The 12,465-nt window shown below is 72.7% G+C and carries 13 protein-coding genes; 7 read left to right on the forward strand and 6 right to left on the reverse strand.

Annotation, left to right across the window (positions count from 1 at the left end):
• Window positions 1–5 precede the first annotated feature (5 nt).
• The 4 genes from B0675_RS09415 (at window position 6) to B0675_RS09430 (ending at window position 3,839) form a co-directional block, all read left to right on the forward strand.
• Window positions 6–377 (forward strand): helix-turn-helix domain-containing protein, encoded by a 372-nt coding sequence (locus B0675_RS09415; protein WP_081218368.1) that lies wholly within the window; start codon window positions 6–8, stop codon window positions 375–377.
• Between the two features lie 353 nt (window positions 378–730).
• Window positions 731–2,227, forward strand: a complete 1,497-nt coding sequence (locus tag B0675_RS09420) for a DUF2252 domain-containing protein (RefSeq protein WP_081221686.1) — start codon at window positions 731–733, stop codon at window positions 2,225–2,227.
• A 404-nt stretch (window positions 2,228–2,631) separates the two neighbouring features.
• Window positions 2,632–3,426, forward strand: coding sequence for a hypothetical protein (locus tag B0675_RS09425; protein WP_241539919.1), 795 nt, complete (start codon window positions 2,632–2,634; stop codon window positions 3,424–3,426).
• Window positions 3,427–3,491: 65 nt separating this feature from the next.
• Window positions 3,492–3,839, forward strand: a complete 348-nt coding sequence (locus B0675_RS09430; protein ID WP_081218370.1) for a rhodanese-like domain-containing protein — start codon at window positions 3,492–3,494, stop codon at window positions 3,837–3,839.
• 157 nt (window positions 3,840–3,996) lie between these two features.
• Here the strand turns inward: B0675_RS09430 and B0675_RS09435 are convergent, their stop codons facing one another.
• From B0675_RS09435 to paaA, 6 genes are all read right to left on the reverse strand, one after another.
• Window positions 3,997–5,130: an acyl-CoA dehydrogenase family protein gene (locus B0675_RS09435; protein WP_081221687.1), complete on the reverse strand. Its 1,134-nt coding sequence runs from the start codon at window positions 5,128–5,130 to the stop codon at window positions 3,997–3,999.
• 233 nt (window positions 5,131–5,363) lie between these two features.
• Window positions 5,364–6,428: a 2Fe-2S iron-sulfur cluster-binding protein gene (locus B0675_RS09440; RefSeq protein WP_081218371.1), complete on the reverse strand. Its 1,065-nt coding sequence runs from the start codon at window positions 6,426–6,428 to the stop codon at window positions 5,364–5,366.
• Window positions 6,428–6,985 carry a 1,2-phenylacetyl-CoA epoxidase subunit PaaD gene (gene paaD / locus B0675_RS09445; RefSeq protein ID WP_081218372.1) on the reverse strand — a complete coding sequence of 186 codons (558 nt, stop codon included), beginning with the start codon at window positions 6,983–6,985 and terminating at the stop codon, window positions 6,428–6,430. Before paaD ends, B0675_RS09440 begins: the two co-directional genes overlap by 1 nt.
• Window positions 6,979–7,698, reverse strand: coding sequence for a 1,2-phenylacetyl-CoA epoxidase subunit PaaC (paaC, locus tag B0675_RS09450; protein ID WP_081218373.1), 720 nt, complete (start codon window positions 7,696–7,698; stop codon window positions 6,979–6,981). Before paaC ends, paaD begins: the two co-directional genes overlap by 7 nt.
• Window positions 7,695–7,982, reverse strand: coding sequence for a 1,2-phenylacetyl-CoA epoxidase subunit PaaB (gene paaB, locus B0675_RS09455; protein ID WP_081218374.1), 288 nt, complete (start codon window positions 7,980–7,982; stop codon window positions 7,695–7,697). The genes paaC and paaB overlap by 4 nt, the downstream gene beginning before the upstream one ends.
• Complete coding sequence (gene paaA / locus B0675_RS09460; RefSeq protein ID WP_081218375.1) at window positions 7,979–9,019, reverse strand: 1,2-phenylacetyl-CoA epoxidase subunit PaaA; 1,041 nt, start codon at window positions 9,017–9,019, stop codon at window positions 7,979–7,981. Before paaA ends, paaB begins: the two co-directional genes overlap by 4 nt.
• A 650-nt stretch (window positions 9,020–9,669) precedes the next feature.
• On the opposite strand from paaA, the gene B0675_RS09465 reads away from it, so the two are divergent.
• From B0675_RS09465 to B0675_RS09475, 3 genes are read left to right on the forward strand one after another with little or no spacing between them, the layout of a single operon-like run.
• Complete coding sequence (locus tag B0675_RS09465; RefSeq protein ID WP_179165392.1) at window positions 9,670–10,473, forward strand: DUF5819 family protein; 804 nt, start codon at window positions 9,670–9,672, stop codon at window positions 10,471–10,473.
• Window positions 10,470–11,702: an HTTM domain-containing protein gene (locus B0675_RS09470; protein WP_081218377.1), complete on the forward strand. Its 1,233-nt coding sequence runs from the start codon at window positions 10,470–10,472 to the stop codon at window positions 11,700–11,702. Before B0675_RS09465 ends, B0675_RS09470 begins: the two co-directional genes overlap by 4 nt.
• Complete coding sequence (locus tag B0675_RS09475) at window positions 11,699–12,448, forward strand: TrmH family RNA methyltransferase (RefSeq protein ID WP_081218378.1); 750 nt, start codon at window positions 11,699–11,701, stop codon at window positions 12,446–12,448. Before B0675_RS09470 ends, B0675_RS09475 begins: the two co-directional genes overlap by 4 nt.
• The last annotated feature ends 17 nt before the right edge of the window (window positions 12,449–12,465 follow it).

A 12,465-nucleotide genomic window follows, 5' to 3' on the forward strand; every position in this document is an offset into this window, starting at 1 on the left:
GAGGCATGGCAGAACCGGGAAGCCACGACGCGGGGCCGTGCCAGAAGGTCGACGACGGCATGACCCGCGTCTTCACGCTGCTCGGAAAGCGCTGGACGGGACTGGTCGTCGCCGTTCTCATGCAACATCCCGTCCACTTCGCCGAGTTGCGCAGAGCGATCCCCGGAATCAGCGAGCGGATGCTCTCCGACCGGCTGACCGAACTCGGCGTGGCCGGTCTGGTCGTGCGCGAGGTCAACGAGGGGCCTCCACTGCGGGTTGCGTACCGCCTGACGGAGGCCGGTGCGGCGCTGGAGCCCGCGCTCAAGGAACTGGGCGCCTGGGCGGAGACGTATCTGCCGGGAAGCGGGCCGTGCCCGGGAGAACTGCGGAAGTAGGCCGGGGCGGCCTCACCGACGTCTCGCCGGCCGCCTGCGGGCGGTCTGCCGCCGTGGACGCCGACAGCGCCGAGGTGCGCGCCGCCCGCACCGATGACCCGGGGCCGGTGCGGCCACGTCCGGGTGCCGGCCGAGTTGTCCACAGGGTCTGACGCGTTTTCGCGGCCGGCTGTACGGTCGGCACGAGTGGATGTTCGTGTGCGGGGGAGGCGGTCTTCATGGCCGAGGTCGGTTCAGCGGGGGCGGGGCAGCAGGCGGTCGAGGCCGTGCCGGACGGGCGGTCCGAGGTCGTCCGGGCCGCGGGGTCCGATCGGCGGGAGGGCGGTGGCCGGGCCGAGCACCCCGTCTCCGGCATGGAGCCGGGGGAGCACGCGGCGCGGCCGGACGCACCGTCCACGACCGGGACCGCGCCGCTGCCCAGGGTGGTGTCCCTGGCCGAGCGCCGATCGGCGGCGGAGGGCTTCGGGCGCCGGGGATTCGGCGTTCCGGGCTTCGCCGCCTGGCCGGTGCAGGGGTCGCCCAAGGCGGAGGGGAAGGCCCTGCGCGGGCGGGTGCCGCACGCCGCGCACGCCGAGCTGACGTCGGACGCCGACCGGCCCGACGCCGTGTCCGCGGTCGAGGAGTCCAACCGCGGCAGGCTCTCCGACCTCACCCCGATCCGGGTCGGCAGGATGGCCGCCACCCCCTTCGCCTTCTTGCGCGGTTCCGCCGGCCTCATGGCCCACGACCTCGCCCGCACCCCCATGACCGGCATCAACGCCCAGATCTGCGGCGACGCCCACGCGGCGAACTTCGGCCTGTACGGCGACGCCCGCGGCGGCCTCGTCATCGATCTGAACGACTTCGACGAGACGGTGCACGGCCCCTGGGAGTGGGACCTCAAACGGCTCGCGACCTCCCTCGTGCTGGCCGGACGGGAGGCGGGGGCGGACGAGGACACCTGCCGTGCCGCCGCGTACGACGCCGTGGGCGCCTACCGCCGCACCATGCGCCTGCTGGCCAAGCTGCCGGTGCTGAACGCCTGGAACGCCATCGCCGACGAGGAACTCGTCTCCCACGCCGATGCCCACGATCTGCTCGGCACCCTGGAGCGGGTCTCCGAGAAGGCGCGGGCCAACACCAGCGGGCGGTTCGCGGCCCGGTCGACCGAGGCGGTGGACGGGGGCGGGCGCAGGTTCGTCGACGCCCCGCCCGTGCTGCGCCGGGTGCCCGACGCGGAGGCGGCGGCGGTCGCCGCGTCGCTGGAGCACTATCTGTCGACGCTGTCGGAGGACCGTCTCCCCCTGCTCGCGCGCTACGCCGTGCACGACGTCGCCTTCCGCGTCGTCGGCACGGGCAGCGTCGGCACCCGCTCGTACGTCGTGCTGCTCCTCGACCACCGGGGCGAGGCGCTCGTCCTCCAGGTGAAGGAGGCCCGCGCCTCGGCCCTGCTGCCCCATCTGGCGACGGCCGGGCACCGGATACCCGAGGTGGCGCACGAGGGCCGCCGGGTCGTCCTCGGCCAGAAGCGGATGCAGGTGGTCAGCGACAACCTGCTCGGCTGGACCTCGGTCGACGGGCTTCCCTTCCAGGTGCGCCAGTTCCGCAACCGCAAGGGCAGCGTCGACCCCGCCGCTCTCGCGGCGGACCAGATGGACGACTACGGCCGCATGACCGGTGCGCTGCTGGCCCGCGCCCACAGTCACAGCGTCGATCCGCGTCTCGTCTCCGGCTACTGCGGAAAGAAGGAGGCACTGGACGAGGCCGTCGCCTCCTTCGCCGTCGCCTACGCGGACCGCACCGAGGCGGACCACGCGGCTCTGGTGGAGGCGGTCAGGACCGGTCGGATCGCCTCCGAGCCGGGAGTCTGACCCCGCCGCCCCCGTCGCCGCCCCGTCGGCGGTCCCGGTGACGGTGAAGCCGTCGGGACGATCGGGGCGGTTGGGGTCTTCGGGGCCGTTGTGGCCGGTCAGGTGGGTGGAGAGGCGGGGAAGACCGTGAGCCGCGGGGGAGCGTGGCCTACGCTGGTCGGGTGACGACCCCGGAAGCCGATCAGAGCCAGTCCGAGCCCACCATCGAGGGGGCCCGGGAACAGTCCGGTGCTCCGACCGACGCTCCGGCGGGCGAGACGCCGAAGGACTCCCCGGGCGAGGGCGGCGGTCCCTCGGACGCGCAGGCCACGCAGGGGACGGAGACCTCCCCGGCCGCCGAGAACTCCGCCGCGAGCGGGACCGAAGGCGAAGCCGGCACCGACGGGGAAGCGGCCGCCGAGGTCCTGAGCGAGGACGCTCGGCCCGAGGCACGGCTGGAACGGGCCGTGCGGGCCGCCGAGCAGGCGTTGATCGAGTTCGAGATCGCCGTGGAGACCTTCCGCGTCGAGGTCGACAACTTCTCCCGGCTGCACCACCAGAGGCTCGGCCCGATGTACTCCCGGCTCGACGAACTGGACGCCGACATCGCCGAGGCGCGCGCCGCCCGCACCGGTGACGCGGAGGACCTGCGCAAGGCGCAGGAGGCGCGGGCGCGGGTCATGCCCATGCCCGGTGTCGAGGAGTTGCTGCATGGCTGGATGGACTCGGACGGCTTGTTCCCCGAGGCCGTCGCGATGCTCACGGAGCAGCCGGTGCGGCCCCCGCAGCGGGTGCGCCCCAGCGAGGAGGCCCGCAAGTTCTTCCGCGAGCTGGTCCGCAAGGCGCACCCCGACCTCGCGCAGGACGAGGACGAGCGCAAGCGCCGGGACGAGTTCATCGCCCGCGTGAACGCCGCGTACGCGCGGGGTGACGAGAAGCTGCTGCGGGAGCTGGCCGAGGAGTGGGCTGCCGGACCTGCCCCGCAGGCGTGGAAGCCGAGCCGCAGCGAGGAGCTCTACGCGCGCCTCGAATGGCTCGCCCAGCGCAAGGAGATGCTCGCCTTCGTCGCGAGCGAGCTGGAGGAGAGCGCCATCGGCGCGATGCTCAAGCTCGCTCCGGAGGACCCGGACAGGCTGCTGGAGGAGATCGCCGAACAGCTGCTGACGCAGGTCGGTGAGCGAGAGGCCGAGCTGGCGGAGCTGATCGCCCAGGCTCCCTGAGTGCCCCGCCCTCCTGTGAGGCGCCCCGGGCTGTTCCGTCGGCGCGGTCGGGTAGCGTCGGAGGCATGAGTTTCGGAGCTGGTGTGCCCACCGTCGGAGTCGACCATCTCACCGTCGACGACTTCCTGCTGGACGTCCGGGAGGACGACGAGTGGGAGGCAGGTCATGCTGAGGGGGCGCTGCACATCCCCATGAGCGAATTCGTGGCCCGGTACGGCGAGTTGACCGAGGCGGCTCCGCAGGACGGCCGGGTCAACGTGATCTGCCGCTCCGGGGGACGGTCGGCCCAGGTCACGCAGTACCTGGTCCAGCAGGGCATCGACGCGGTGAACGTCGAGGGCGGCATGCACCACTGGGAGGCCACCGGCCGCCCCGTGGTGAACGACAAGGGCGAGTCCGGCTTCGTGCTGTAGCCGCACCCACAGCTGTAGGCGTGAGGGTCCCGGTTCCGTGCCGCGGCCGTAGCGGTCGCCCTCGTGATGAGGCCCCGGAACCGGGTCTCCGCCACGACCCGCGTCGTGGCCTGGCGGAGGGTCGGACAGGCGCGTCGGCGCGGTGGCTGCGCGGGCTTCAGCCCAAGGGGTGCGCCGCCAGCAGATCGCCCAGCGCCTCCTCGTGGGCTGCCGCCGGGCCCAGGGACAGTTCCAGCTGCTTGGCCCAGGCGTGATAGCGGTGCAGGGAGTAGTCGGTGTCGGCGCCGAATCCGCCATGCAGGTGCTGGGCGGTCTGTACGACCCTGCGGACACCCTCGGAGGCCCAGATCTTGGCGACGGCCACGTCACCGGAGGCCGGGAGCGGGCCGCCGGCCCCCGTGTCGATCCGCCAGGCGGCCTGCCAGAGGGTGGCCTCCATCGCCCGCAGGTCGATGTAGCGGTCGGCCGCCTGCACGGCGACCGCCTGGAAGGTGGCGACGGGGAACCCGAACTGCTCCCGCTTTCCCGTGTATGCACTCGTCATCCGGAGCACCGCCTCACCGAGACCCAGCGCCTGCGCGCAGGTCCCGGTGGCCAGCAGTTCGCGCAGCCACTCCCACGCGCCCTCCGCGGTGATGACATCCCGGGGGGCGATCCGTGCGGAATCCAGATGCAGCAGGCCGAGCCGCTCGCCGGTCGTGGAGATCTGCTCGGCCAGTACGACCCCGTCGAGATCACGCGGGACCAGGGCGAGGACGGTCCGGCCGGTGTCGGTGTGCGCGGGAACGACGATGACGTCGGCGCCGTAGGCCCAGGGGACGGCGGTCTGGGTGCCGTCCAGCAGCCAGGTGTCACCGTCCAGCCGCGCGCTCGCGGCCCGTTCTGCCGGTTCGTGCCCGGTCCTGCCGCTGGCGGCGACCGTCATCACGAGCTCGCCCCGACCCGCCCGCGCGAGCAGATCGGCCTTGGCCTCCGGTCCGCCGTACCGCTGTACGGCCAGGGCCGCCGCGCTGCTCTCCAGCAGCGGAACCCGTGCCAGCACTTTCGCGGACTCCCGCAGCACCAGGCACAGGGCGACGGCGTCGAGGCCCGCCCCGCCGTACTCCTCGTCGAGCAGCAGGCTCAGCAGGTCCGCGTCGGCGAGCTTCGCCCACACCGGCCGGTCGAAGTCCGCCGCGACGGCGCCCGCGGTGAGCGCGGGGCTGGGGACGCCGTCCGGAGCGACACCGGCGAACACCGCCTTCGCCGCCTCGACCGCCGCCTGCTGCTCCTCGGTGAAGGTGAAGTCCACGATCCCGTCCTCCCGCACGCGCCGGACCATCGATCAGACAGGACGCCTGATCTGACGGAGCGTCAAGATAGAACAGGTTCTACGAGAAGGGAACGGCCGGGGAACGGACACGGGTGGCCGGTGGCGGGAGCCGTCGGCCGTCGATCGCCTGCGGTTGGCCGTTACGGTGGCGGTCGCGCGCCGAGGGGGCAGGGCCACCGGCGAGGCCGACCCAAGGGCCGGCCTGCACGGGCTCAGCGGTCGAAGTCCAACTCCACCTGTTCCGTGGACGGGTGGGACTGACAGGCCAGGACATAGCCCGCCTCCGTCTCCTCCGGTTCCAGCGCGAAGTTGCGGTCCATCCGGACCTCGCCCGAGACAAGGAAGGCGCGGCAGGTGCCGCACACGCCGCCCTTGCAGGCGTAGGGCGCGTCCGGCCGGTTGCGCAGCACGGTGTCCAGCAGGGACTCGCCGGCCTGGACGGGCCACGTTCCGCCGCGTCCGTCGAGCCGCGCCGTCACCGTGCTGTGCGCGGGCGCCGGTAGGACCGAGACGGTCGCGGTGCCCGCGTCCACGTGGAAGATCTCCTGATGGATCCGTCCCCTGGACACTCCCAGCCCGCGCAGCGCCTGCTCGGCGCCCTCCACGAGGCCCATGGGCCCGCACAGGTACCAGCCCGCGACCTGGTCCACGGGGAGCATCGCGGGCAGCAGGTGGGTCAGCCGCTCCTGGTCGAGCCGTCCGGACGGGAGTCCGGCCTGCTGCTCCTCCCGGGAGAGGACCGTCACGAGCTGGAACCGCCGCGGATAACGGTCCTTGAGGTCCGCGACCTCCTCCAAAAACATCGTCGACGCCGAGGTGCGGTCGCTGCGGATCAGGCAGAACCTGGCGTCCGGGCGGTGGGCGAGGAGGGTGGACGCGATCGACAGCACCGGGGTGATCCCGCTGCCGCCCACCACCGCCGCGTACAGACCGGCCGAGGGTTCCAGCGTGAAGCGTCCGGCCGGGGTCATCACCTCGACCTCGTCCCCGACGGCGATCTCCTTGAGCGCGTGCGTCGAGAACACCCCGCCGTCGACCAGGCGCACGCCGACCCGCAGGGTGCGCGGCGCCTCCCCGCCGGGGGCGGGTGCCGGTGAGCAGATCGAGTAGGTGCGCCGGATCTCCGTACCGTCGATCGTCCGGCGCAGGGCGAGGTGCTGGCCGGCCGCGTGCCGGAACTCCTCGCGCAGGCCGTCGGGCACCGCGAAGGTCAGGGCCACGGCGTCGTCGGTGATCCGGTCGACCGCGGCCACCGGGAGCGGGTGGAAGCGGGCCATCACAACTCCTTGAAGTGGTCGAACGGTTCGCGGCACGACAGGCAGCGGCGCAGTGCCTTGCACGCGGTGGACGAGAAGCGGCTGAGCAGCTCGGTGTCGGCCGATCCGCAGGTCGGGCAGAGGATCGGCTCCAGCTCCGGCTCGGGGGCTTCGGTTCCGGGAGTGGAGTCGGCGACGGTGCGGGTGGTGCCCAGGGACAGCGTCACGGGTCCCGCGGGGCGGCCGCCGCGGGGCGGCGCGATCCCGAACTCCCGCAGCTTGCGGCGCCCTTCGTCGGAGATGTCGTCGGTGGACCAGGCGGGGCTGAGCACGGTGCGCACGGACACGTCCCGTATCCCGCGCTCGTGCAGCACCCGCTCGATGTCGGTGGACATGGCCTCGACGGCCGGGCAGCCCGTGTACGTCGGGGTCAGCTCGACCTCGACGGAGTCCGCGCCCTTCACGTGCACCGCGCGGACCACGCCCAGCTCGTCCAGCGTGAGGACGGGCAGCTCGGGGTCGAGCACGGAGCCGGCCAGCCGGCGCAGCTCCTCCTCCAGGGCGGTGGCCGTCACCATGACGCCCCCGGGTGGCTGCGGTGCAGGTGCTGCATCTCGGCGAGCATCCGCCCGAAGGACTCGGTGTGCACTCCCTGGCGTCCGGCGCCCGCGGTCCAGGCTCCGGACCGCGGTCCGTCGGGGACGGACAGGGTGGCTCGGCCGAGGACGTCCGTCACGGACTCGAGCCAGGCGGCGCGCATGGCTTCCCCGTCGACGTCGAGGCCCTCGACGGGCTGGAACATCTCGTCGGTGAACCGCCACAGCGCCCGGCAGGCCCGGTCCATCCGCTCATGACTGACGTCCGTGCCGTCGCCGAGACGCAGGGTCCACTGCTCGGCGTGGTCCTGGTGGTAGGCGACCTCCTTGACCGCCTTCGCGGCGAGGGGCGCGAACTCTCCGTCCCCGGCGGCCAGCTGGGCGTACAGGAGTCGCTGGTAGGTGGAGAAGTAGAGCTGGCGGGCGATCGTGTGGGCGAAGTCGCCGTTCGGCTGCTCGACCAGCTGGAGGTTGCGGAAGGCGCGCTCCTCGCGGAGATACGCCAGCTCGTCCTCGTCGCCGGCGAGGGACAGCAGCACCCGGGCCTGGCCGAGCAGGTCCAGCGCGATGTTCGCCAGGGCGACTTCCTCTTCGAGGACGGGTGCGTGTCCCGCCCACTCCCCCAGGCGGTGCGAGAGCACCAGGGCGTCGTCGCCGAGGGTCAGGGCGGCGGTGGTGTTCACGGCGGTCGTCACAGGTGCTTCACCCCGTCCGGGATCTCGTAGAACGTCGGGTGGCGGTAGGGCTTGTCCGCGGACGGCTCGAAGAACGGGTCCTTCTCGTCGGGCGAGGAGGCCGTTACGGCTGCCGACGGGACGACCCAGATCGAGACGCCTTCTCCGCGGCGCGTGTACAGGTCGCGCGCGTTGCGCAGCGCCAGCTCGGCGTCCGGCGCGTGCAGGCTGCCGGCGTGCGTGTGCGAGAGTCCGCGGCGCGAGCGCACGAAGACCTCCCACAGGGGCCAGTCGGTGTTCGTCATACTCGGGTCGCTCCTGTCTCGCCGGCCGTGCTCGCGGCGCCGCCGGTTCCGCTCGTGTGCTTCTTCGCGTAGACCGCGGCCGCCTCCCGGACCCAGGCGCCCTCCTCGTGGGCTGTCCGGCGCTGGGAGATCCGCTGTTCGTTGCAGGGGCCGTTGCCCTTGAGGACCTCGCGGAACTCCGTCCAGTCGATGGCACCGAAGTCGTGCTGTCCGCGCTCCTCGTTCCAGACGAGGTCCGGGTCGGGCAGGGTCAGGCCGAGGGACGCCGCCTGCGGCACGCAGATGTCGACGAACCGCTGGCGCAGCTCGTCGTTCGAGTGGCGCTTGATCTTCCAGGCCATCGACTGCGCGGAGTGTGAGGACTCGTCGTCGGGCGGGCCGAACATCATCAGGGAGGGCCACCACCAGCGGTCCACGGCGTCCTGCGCCATCGCGTGCTGCTCGGCCGTCCCCCGGCTCAGGGCCAGCAGCAGCTCGTACCCCTGGCGCTGGTGGAAGGACTCCTCCTTGCACACGCGGACCATGGCGCGCGCGTACGGGCCGTAGGAGCAGCGGCACAGGGGGACCTGGTTCGTGATCGCGGCGCCGTCCACCAGCCAGCCGATGGCGCCGACGTCGGCCCAGGTCAGCGTCGGGTAGTTGAAGATCGACGAGTACTTCTGGCGGCCGGAGTGGAGCTTGTCCAGCAGCTCCTCGCGGCTCGTGCCGAGGGTCTCCGCCGCGCTGTACAGATACAGGCCGTGGCCCGCCTCGTCCTGGACCTTCGCCATCAGGATCGCCTTGCGGCGCAGCGAGGGCGCGCGCGTGATCCAGTTGGCCTCCGGCTGCATGCCGATGATCTCGGAGTGGGCGTGCTGCGCGATCTGGCGGACCAGGGTCGACCGATAGGCGTCGGGCATCCAGTCGCGGGGCTCGATGCGGTCGTCCGCCGCCACCGCGGCGTCGAAGACCGCCTCGTACGCCGCTGTGCGGGCCGCCTCCTCGGCGGCTTCGTCCGCCTGTGTGCGGGCCGTGTGGTGCGCTGCTGCTGTCGCCATGCGGTCCCCCTCGACCTCTCGTTCCCGACCGACCGATCGTTCGGTTTGCTCGCAACAATGGTCGGTCGCGCGCCGTAAGGTGTCAACCGCTGTGGATGACCTCGTGGGCGTCCGCGTGACCGTTGTGACGCACGGGGCTGTGCCGGGCGGCCGGTGCTGAGTACGGTTCGCTTGCGAAACGCCGTGGTGAGGCGCGATGTGGCGGTGCGGCGCCCGCGGCCCGGCGGCCGGCAGTCGGATTCGGGATCGTGAATCGGGGCGGAATGGACGCGAACGACGAGGGCCCCATGACCGGGCCCGGCCCGGACGTGCCCGATCACGCGAGGCCCGATCGAGTGCCGCCCGACCAGGCGGGCCCGGGTGGGGCGGGCCCCGATCGCGCAGACGATCCTGCCGGATCCGAGCACGCCGGCTCCGGCGACGCGGGCCCCGATCGCGCAGACGACCCCGCCCGCCCCGATCACGCCGGCAACGGGACCGACCACGCAGGCGCCGACCCCGCCGACGTCTACTCGTCCGTGCCCGACGACGAGCCGTCCGACGGAGGGGCGACCGGCCCCGCGATCCCCGGTCGCCGTCGTCCCTCTCCGGGCGGCGGCGCGCTCGATGGTGCCGTGCCCGACCGGGGAGCGCCCGGCCGCGACGGCCGCATGTCCTTCCCCGATCTGTCGACGGCGGACGACGGCGGGCAGGATGAGCCCTCTCCCCGGGGTCGTCCGCGGACCCACGACGCCCTCCCGGACCCGGACCCGGACGCCTCCCCGGACCCCGACCAGGACGACGGGCAGAGGCCCGCGGGCCTGGCCGCCCTCTCCCTCCGCTATCAGATCGCCGCCGCCTTCGCCCTCGCCGTGGTCGCCGTCGCCTCCTGTGTGCACCTCGGCATGGTGTTCCTGCACGTCGCGCCGTCGAACACGGTGACCAAGCAGCACGGCCGCGTGATCGACGAGTGGATCTACCCCGAGTTCGAGCAGAACTGGAAGCTCTTCGCACCCAACCCGCTCCAGCAGAACATCGGGGTCCAGGTCCGCGCCCTGGTCCGGTCCCCGGACGGCACCAGCCGCGAGACCGGCTGGTACGACCTGTCGGCGCTCGACGGACGCGCCATCGACGGGAACCCGCTGCCGAGCCACACCCAGCAGAACGAACTGCGCCGTGCCTGGGACTTCTACGTCGGTACGCACGACGCCGAGAACCGTCCCGCCGGTCTGCGCGGCGACCTCTCCGAGCGCTACCTGCGCCGCATCGCCGTGCTGCGTCTCGACCGCGAGCACGCGGGCGGCGCCGGGGCGGTCGTCGAACGCGTCCAGTTCCGCTCCCGCACCACGGACGTGCGGCCGCCCCGGTGGAGCGACGAGAAGGTGTCCGACCGGCCTGTCGTCCGCGAACTGCCCTGGTGGCCGGTCCCCGCGGCCGACCGCGCGGATGGCCTGACGGAGGCGAGCGCCCGATGAACCGATTCGCTCCGACGCTCTCGCGCGGCATCGCCCGCGTCACCGAGTCGGCCCTCGGGCCCTACCAGACCGCGACGATCCGCATCGGCTTCGCCGCCACCTGGCTGCTGTTCCTGGTGCGCGAGTTCCCCAACCGGCAGGAGATGTACGGGCCCGACGGACCCTGGAGCTGGGATCTCGCGCAGCGGCTCGTCGCGAGCAACCACGCCTTCACGGCCCTGCTCTGGTCCGACAGCCAGGTGTGGTTCGAGATCGTCTACGCCCTTGCCGTCCTGTCCGGCGTCCTGCTGCTGGCGGGCTGGCGGACCCGGACGATGTCCGTCCTCTTCATGATCGGCGTGCTGTCCCTGCAGAACCGCAGCGTCTTCATGGGGGACGGCGGCGACAACGTCCTCCACCTGATGGCGATCTATCTGGTGTTCACCCGCTGTGGCCGGGTGTGGTCCCTGGACGCCCGCCGCGAGCGCCTCGCCCAACAGGCACGCGGGCGGGGAGAGTGGTCAGCGCCCGACCGGGTGGGGCCCGCGCTGTGGACGGTGCTCGGTGTCCTCCTGGCGACGGCGACGGGCGCCGGGCGGATCGAAGGCGGTCTGCTCGGCGGCTGGCTCACGGTGTTCTGGGGGCTGTGGGCGGCCCAGGGCCTGTGGTGGGCGGTCGGCCGGTTCGCGCGGAGCGCGGAGCCGCGCGTCCTGCTGGACGTCGTCGCCAACCTCGCGCACAACGCCGCTTTGTCGATCATCATGGCCGAGGCGTGCCTGATCTACGCGACCGCCGGCTGGTACAAGGTCCAGGGTTCGCGCTGGCAGGACGGCACCGCCGTCTACTACCCGCTGCACCTCGACTACTTCTCGCCCTGGTCGGCCCTGTCCGGCGTGCTGTCCGCGCACGGCACCCTCGTCATGCTGGTCACCTACGGCACGGTGATCATGCAGGTCGCCTTCCCGTTCACCCTGTTCAACCGGCGGGTCAAGAACGTCCTGCTGGTGGCGATGATGACCGAGCACGCGGTGATCGCCGTGGTCCTCGGCCTGCCGTTCTTCTCGCTCGCGATGATCGCCGCGGACGCGGTGTTCCTGCCGACGTCCTTCCTGCGCCGCCTCGGTGGATGGACGGCACGCACGCGTGGACGCCTGTCCGCTGTCGGAGGCCGTACGGTGCCGGGTCCCCGGGCGGCCGAGCCGGGCGTTCCGGAGGGGGCCGAGCCGACGCACGTAGGCTTCAGCGCATGAACGACCCCGTACGTGTCTGGCGCCGGATCGCCGACGAGTCCGTCCTGCTCGACGGCTTCCACGCCCTCAAGCACGCGGTGCGCTTCGGGGCCGACATCCCGGTCGCCGTCACCACCGACCGGAGGGCGACGCTGGAGCTGGCCGCGGAACTCGCCCCCGACGTCCGCGGGGCCCTCGACAGCCTGCTGGCCGAGGTCCCGGAGGCGGCGTTCACCCGCCTCGTGACGCGTCCCCACCCCACTTCGGTGGCCGCTCTCGCCGTACGTCCCTCACGGGGCGCCCATCTGGAGACGCTGGCCCGCACCCCCCGCACCGCACCCGTCGTCGTCCTCGACGACCCGCGCAACCTGGGCAACGCCGGCGCGGTGATCCGGCTGGCGGCGGGATTCGGCGCGACCGGTGTGGTCACCACGGGCACGCTGGACCCCTGGCACCCCACCGTCGTGCGCGGCGGGGCCGGACTGCACTTCGCGACCGCCGTGGAACGCCTGACGATGGACGAACTGCCGCAGGGCCCGGTCTTCGCGCTCGACCCGGAGGGCGAGGACATCCGCGGATCGAAGATCCCCGACGACGCGGTGCTCGCCTTCGGCTCGGAGCGCAGCGGGCTGTCGGCCGGACTGCGCGCGCGGGCTGACCACTTGGTGGCGCTGCCGATGCGCCCCCAGGTCTCCAGCTACAACCTCGCGACCAGTGTGGCCATGACGCTGTTCCACTGGAGCGCGACCGGGGGCGCACCCGCTTAGGGACGCCGGGCCTCCGG

This window comes from Streptomyces sp. M41(2017) (assembly GCF_002078175.1).
Taxonomy (GTDB): Bacteria; Actinomycetota; Actinomycetes; order Streptomycetales; family Streptomycetaceae; genus Streptomyces.

Excerpts from the sequence above, each read along its gene's own strand:
- B0675_RS09415 (WP_081218368.1), top strand. The coding sequence starts at position 6 with ATGGCAGAACCGGGAAGCCACGACGCGGGGCCGTGCCAGAAGGTCGAC.
- B0675_RS09420 (WP_081221686.1), top strand. The coding sequence starts at position 731 with ATGGAGCCGGGGGAGCACGCGGCGCGGCCGGACGCACCGTCCACGACC.
- B0675_RS09430 (WP_081218370.1), top strand. The coding sequence starts at position 3,492 with ATGAGTTTCGGAGCTGGTGTGCCCACCGTCGGAGTCGACCATCTCACC.
- B0675_RS09440 (WP_081218371.1), bottom strand. The coding sequence starts at position 6,428 with ATGGCCCGCTTCCACCCGCTCCCGGTGGCCGCGGTCGACCGGATCACC.
- paaD (WP_081218372.1), bottom strand. The coding sequence starts at position 6,985 with ATGGTGACGGCCACCGCCCTGGAGGAGGAGCTGCGCCGGCTGGCCGGC.
- paaB (WP_081218374.1), bottom strand. The coding sequence starts at position 7,982 with ATGACGAACACCGACTGGCCCCTGTGGGAGGTCTTCGTGCGCTCGCGC.
- paaA (WP_081218375.1), bottom strand. The coding sequence starts at position 9,019 with ATGGCGACAGCAGCAGCGCACCACACGGCCCGCACACAGGCGGACGAA.
- B0675_RS09465 (WP_179165392.1), top strand. The coding sequence starts at position 9,670 with ATGTCCTTCCCCGATCTGTCGACGGCGGACGACGGCGGGCAGGATGAG.
- B0675_RS09470 (WP_081218377.1), top strand. The coding sequence starts at position 10,470 with ATGAACCGATTCGCTCCGACGCTCTCGCGCGGCATCGCCCGCGTCACC.
- B0675_RS09475 (WP_081218378.1), top strand. The coding sequence starts at position 11,699 with ATGAACGACCCCGTACGTGTCTGGCGCCGGATCGCCGACGAGTCCGTC.